We start from the raw sequence: 4835 nt of genomic DNA, 5'->3' as shown, positions 1-4835 counted from the left end.
CGCGGCGCGGCGCCCGTCTCGCCCCCGCGCGCGGCCCCGCCGGCGCGCCCCGCGCCGAAGCGCGTCGGCCCGGCGGAGTTCCTGGGTCAGGTGCGCGACGAGGCCCGCAAGGTCACGTGGCCGACCCGCAAGGAAACCACCGTCACCACGATGATGGTGTTCATCATGGTCGTGGTCGCGAGCCTGTTCTTCGTCGCCGTCGATCAGGTGCTGCGCTTCGGCGTCGGCCTGATCCTCGGGATCGGCGCCTAAGGATTTTCGGGCGTTTCTGCGACGCCGAGGAGTTGAGAGACCCGTGTCGAAGCGCTGGTACATCGTCCACGCCTACTCGAATTTCGAGAACAAGGTCGCCCAGTCCATCAAGGACCAGGCGGCCCAGCGCGGGCTGACCGAGCTGTTCGACGAGGTCATGGTGCCGACCGAGAAGGTCACGGAAGTCCGGCGTGGCCGTAAAGTGGACGCCGAGCGAAAATTCTTCCCCGGTTACGTGCTGGTGAAGTGCGACCTGACCGACGAGGTCTACCACCTCATCAAGAACACCCCGAAGGTCACCGGCTTCCTCGGTGCCGACAAGGCCAAGCCCGTGCCGATCCCGGACGCGGAGGCCGAGCGCATCAAGGGGCAGGTGCAGGAGGGCGTGGACCGCCCGAAGCACACGGTCTCCTTCGAGATCGGCGAGACGGTGCGCGTCTCCGACGGCCCCTTCGCCTCCTTCAACGGCACCGTCGAGGAGATCGACGATGCCCGCTCGCGCCTCAAGGTGGCGGTGTCGATCTTCGGCCGCGCCACCCCGGTCGAGCTGGAATACGGTCAGGTCGAGAAGGTCTGATCCCATGATCAACCCGGCGGTTACGTCTCAGTATCGAGATTTAGCCGTCGGCATGGCCGTCGCAGGCGCGTTCCTGTGGTGTGTGGGCATCTTCTTCTGGCGCCTGCTGAGCGGTCAGATGAGTTTGCGAGACTTCCCCGAGCGCCACGGATGGTGGCTGCGTCTCTGGTGGTGGATATCGCGTTGAGATCCGGCTTCGCCGGATAAGTCCCCGCTGCGGCGGGGTACCATCCGCGGGAGATCCGCCCGGCCTCGCCTCCGGGATCCACGGATCGCACCGCGACCTGCAACCGCCCGTCCGTCCGTGCCTCAGGCAGCACGGCGACGCGCACATCTTGGGAGCAGTCCCATGGCGAAGAAGATCACGGGCTACGTGAAGCTTCAGGTCCCGGCCGGCGCCGCCAACCCGTCGCCGCCGATCGGTCCCGCGCTCGGTCAGCGCGGCCTCAACATCATGGAATTCTGCAAGGCCTTCAACGCGAAGACCGCGCAGATGGAGAAGGGCACCCCGATCCCGGTGATCATCACCGCGTATCAGGATCGCTCCTTCACCTTCGAGATGAAGCAGCCCCCGGTCACCTTCTTCCTGAAGAAGGCCGTCGGCCTGAAGATCGGCAAGAAGCCGGCCTCCGGCTCCAAGACCCCGGGCAAGGGTCCGACCGTCGGCAAGATCACCGAGGCCCAGCTTCGCGAGATCGCCGAGAAGAAGATGCCCGACCTCAACTGCGATTCCGTCGATGCGGCGGTCGCGATGATCCGTGGCTCCGCGCGAGCCATGGGCCTCGAAGTCGTCGCTTAAGGAGGGCATCATGGCACGCGAAGGAAAGCGCATCCGCGCCGCCCGCGAGGGTCTGGAGCCGATGAAGCTCTACGCCATCGACGAGGCGATCAAGCTGGTGAAGTCGAAGGCCTCGGCCAAGTTCGACGAGACCGTCGAGATCTCGATGAATCTCGGCGTCGATCCGCGTCACGCCGACCAGATGGTCCGCGGCGTCTGCAACCTGCCGAACGGCTCCGGCCGGACGGTCCGCGTGGCGGTCTTCGCCCGCGGCGCCAAGGCGGACGACGCCAAGGCGGCGGGTGCCGACATCGTCGGCGCCGAGGATCTCCTCGAGATCGTGCAGGGCGGCAAGATCGAGTTCGATCGCTGCATCGCGACCCCGGACCTGATGCCGCTCGTCGGCCGTCTCGGCAAGGTGCTGGGCCCGCGCGGCCTGATGCCGAACCCGAAGGTCGGCACCGTCACCATGGACGTGAAGGGCGCGGTCGCCGCCGCCAAGGGCGGTGCGGTCGAGTTCCGCGTCGAGAAGGCCGGCATCGTGCACGCCGGCGTCGGCAAGGTGTCCTTCGACGAGCAGAAGCTCGTCGAGAACATCAAGGCCTTCGCCGACGCGGTCGCCAAGGCGAAGCCCGCCGGCGCCAAGGGCACCTACATCCAGCGCATCGCCGTCACCTCGACGATGGGCCCGGGCGTGAAGGTCGAGCCCTCCACGGTGCTCACCGCGTAAGCGATCGTCCGAACGGACTTCTGGGAAGCGCCCGGCCGCGAGGCCGGGCGCTTTTCGTTTGGCGGGGTGCCGTCATTGCGAGGCGGCAGCCGAGGGTGAGGGGGCTTGGCTGGAGGAGCCTCCTCTGGATGCGCCCCCTCACCCTCGCCCTGCGGGCTCACCGCGCCGACGACAAGATCGTCGCGGTCCTCTCCCCGCAAGCGGGGAGAGGGGGCATGCCGGTGAACGTCTACGTCTCCGCCACGCCCTCCAGCGCCAGCCGCAGGTGCCGCGGGCCCCGCAGCGAGGCGCCGGGACGGTAGGGGGGCGGATCCTCGACCAGGGACGCGCCCTTGAGCCGCCGCATCAGGCTGACCAGAGCCACCTCCGCCTCGATCCGCGCCAGCGGCGCGCCGACGCAGTAGTGCAGACCGCCGCCGAAGCCGAGATGGCGGTTGTCGGTCCGGTCGGGATCGAAGCGGTCGGGGTCGGGGAAGCGCGCCGGGTCGCGGTTGGCCGCCGCCAGCAGGAAGATCACCGGCGCGTCCTTCGGGATGGTGATCCCGCCGACCGTGATGTCGGCGAGCGCCAGCCGGGTGCGATACTGGACCGGCGGCTCGTAGCGCAGCAATTCCTCGATCAGCCGCGGCGCGATCCCCGGCTCGGCGCGCAGGCGCTCCCCGTGCTCGGGGAAGCGCAGCAGCGTCAGCATGCCGTTGGTGATCAGGTTCACCGTGGTCTCGTGGCCCGCCACCAGCAGCAGCACGGCGGTGGCGATCAGGTCGAAATCGTTCATCCCGTCCTTGTCGTTCGCGAGGTCGGACAGGATGTCTTCCTGTGGGTCCTTGCGCTTCTCCTTGATCAGGCACTGGAGGTAGTCGGCGATCTCGGTGAAGCAGACCTCGTTCTTGGCCCTCGTCTCTTCGTCGTCGCGCTGGTTGGGCTCCAGCGCGGTCGCGAGCTGCGTCGCCCAGCCGTGGAACCGCGCCTCGTCCTCCGGCGGCACGCCGAGCAGCTCGCAGATCACGGTGACGGGGAGCGGGTAGGAGAAGTCGTCGACGAGGTCGATGCAGGATTTGCCCCGCATCTTGCCGATCAGGTCGTCGGTGATCTTTTGGGTCTTCGCGCGCATGCCGCGCACCCGCTCAGGCGTGAAGCAGCGCATCACCTGACCCCGCAGGCGGTCGTGGTCGGGCGGGTCGCGGAAGATGAAGGGGCGGTGGCGCTTGCGGATCTCGGCCCGCACCGGCCGCACCAGCAGGTCGGTGACCGGATTGCCGGTCCAGCGGAATTTCTGCGGGTCGGGCAGGTCGTCCGAGCTGATCCGCGGGTCGGAGATCAGCCGCGCCAGCTCCGCATGCGTGCTGACGACGTAGGTGCCGTCCTCCTGCCGCGCGACGGGCACCCTCCGCATCTCCGCGTAGAGCGGGTAGGGGTTCGCCCGGTTGGCGGGATCGAGGATCTGTTCGAACAGCGTGCTTCCGCTCACGGGGTCATGGCTCCTGCAGACGGAGGCGGGGCTGGTCGAGGGCGTCCGCGATCGGCGGGAATGGCGCGCGCTCCCGGATCGCCGCCTACAAGGCGGGCAGCCAGCGGGCGCTGTCGATCGCGGCCGCCGCGACGGTGCGGCCGTCGCGTCCGTAGACGGCCACGAGGCGGCGCTCGTCGAGCGCGCCGTGCACCACCGCGAAGGCGTCGGCACCCTCGGCCAGGCCGACGAGCTTGATCGTCAGGCCGAATTGCTGCGACCAGAAATCGGGCAGGTGGTCGTGGCGGCGCATGGCCGAGGCGTCGCCCGCCAGCATGTTGGCGGCCGCGGTCTCCGCTTGCGCCCGGGCGTTGCCCCAGTGCTCGACCGCCACCAGCGCGTCGTCGTCGTGCGGGTTCGGCCAGCGGGCGACGTCGCCGGCCGCGAACACGCCCTCGGCGACGCGGCCGTCGGCGCGCAGGGCCCGGCAGAAGGCGTCGCAGCGCAGGCCCTCGGCGTCGGCCTCCAGCCCGGCGCCGTCGAGCCACTCGACGTTGCGGAGCGTCCCGATGGCCGCGACGAGGCACGCGGTCTCGATCCGCTCGCCGTCCTTCAGGACGATGGCCGCGAGACGCCCGCCCTCCGCCTCCATCCGCTCGATCTCGGATTCGAGGCGCAGGTCGACGCCCCGCTCGCGGGCGACCTCGCCGATCAGGCCGCCGAGGCGGGGACCCAGCGCCGCGGCGAGCGGCACCGCGTCGCGCACCAGCAGGGTGACGGGGATGTCGAGATCGCGGCAGGTCGAGGCGACCTCGAAGCCGATGAAGCCGCCGCCGACGAGGACGACGCGCCGCGGCCTGGCGCGCAGGCAGGCCCCGAGCCGCTCGGCGTCGTCCCGCCCGCGCAGGGTGAAGACGCCGGCGAGCCCGGCCTCCTCCGGCTTGGGCCAGGGCCGCGCCCGCGTGCCCGTGGCGATCAGCAGGCGATCGTAGGGAAGGCGGTCGCCGTCGCCGAGTTCGACCACGCGCTCCCCCAGGTCGAGCCGGGTCGC

Annotated in this window: 6 protein-coding genes; 4 read left to right on the top strand and 2 right to left on the bottom strand. The window is 69.9% G+C overall.

The genetic code is table 11. The annotated features are described in order from the left end of the window. The 4 genes from secE to rplA form a co-directional block, all read left to right on the top strand. Nucleotides 1-252: preprotein translocase subunit SecE (secE, locus tag MFF42_RS24715; RefSeq protein ID WP_238258584.1), on the top strand; the 252-nt coding region annotated here is incomplete at its 5' end. A 43-nt stretch (nt 253-295) separates the two neighbouring features. Then, the gene (gene nusG, locus MFF42_RS24710) at nt 296-829 is read left to right on the top strand and encodes a transcription termination/antitermination protein NusG (protein WP_003597503.1); all 534 of its coding nucleotides are present in this window, start codon (nt 296-298) and stop codon (nt 827-829) included. Between the two features lie 349 nt (nt 830-1178). Continuing rightward, nucleotides 1179-1628 (top strand): 50S ribosomal protein L11, encoded by a 450-nt coding sequence (gene rplK, locus MFF42_RS24705; RefSeq protein ID WP_003597508.1) that lies wholly within the window; start codon nt 1179-1181, stop codon nt 1626-1628. Between the two features lie 10 nt (nt 1629-1638). Continuing rightward, nucleotides 1639-2337, top strand: coding sequence for a 50S ribosomal protein L1 (rplA, locus tag MFF42_RS24700; RefSeq protein WP_183667043.1), 699 nt, complete (start codon nt 1639-1641; stop codon nt 2335-2337). Nucleotides 2338-2566: 229 nt separating this feature from the next. Here the strand turns inward: rplA and MFF42_RS24695 are convergent, their stop codons facing one another. Together MFF42_RS24695 and MFF42_RS24690 are read right to left on the bottom strand one after the other, a co-directional pair. Further along, nucleotides 2567-3805, bottom strand: a complete 1239-nt coding sequence (locus MFF42_RS24695) for a cytochrome P450 (protein ID WP_238258582.1) — start codon at nt 3803-3805, stop codon at nt 2567-2569. An 85-nt stretch (nt 3806-3890) separates the two neighbouring features. Continuing rightward, nucleotides 3891-4835, bottom strand: a 945-nt coding sequence (locus tag MFF42_RS24690) for an NAD(P)/FAD-dependent oxidoreductase (protein ID WP_238258580.1), incomplete at its 5' end; no start/stop codon positions are given.

The organism is Methylorubrum podarium, assembly GCF_022179745.1.
Lineage (GTDB): Bacteria > Pseudomonadota > Alphaproteobacteria > Rhizobiales > Beijerinckiaceae > Methylobacterium > Methylobacterium podarium.
Note: the sequence above shows the minus strand (reverse complement) of the source record. Positions and strands in the feature narration are given on the sequence as shown.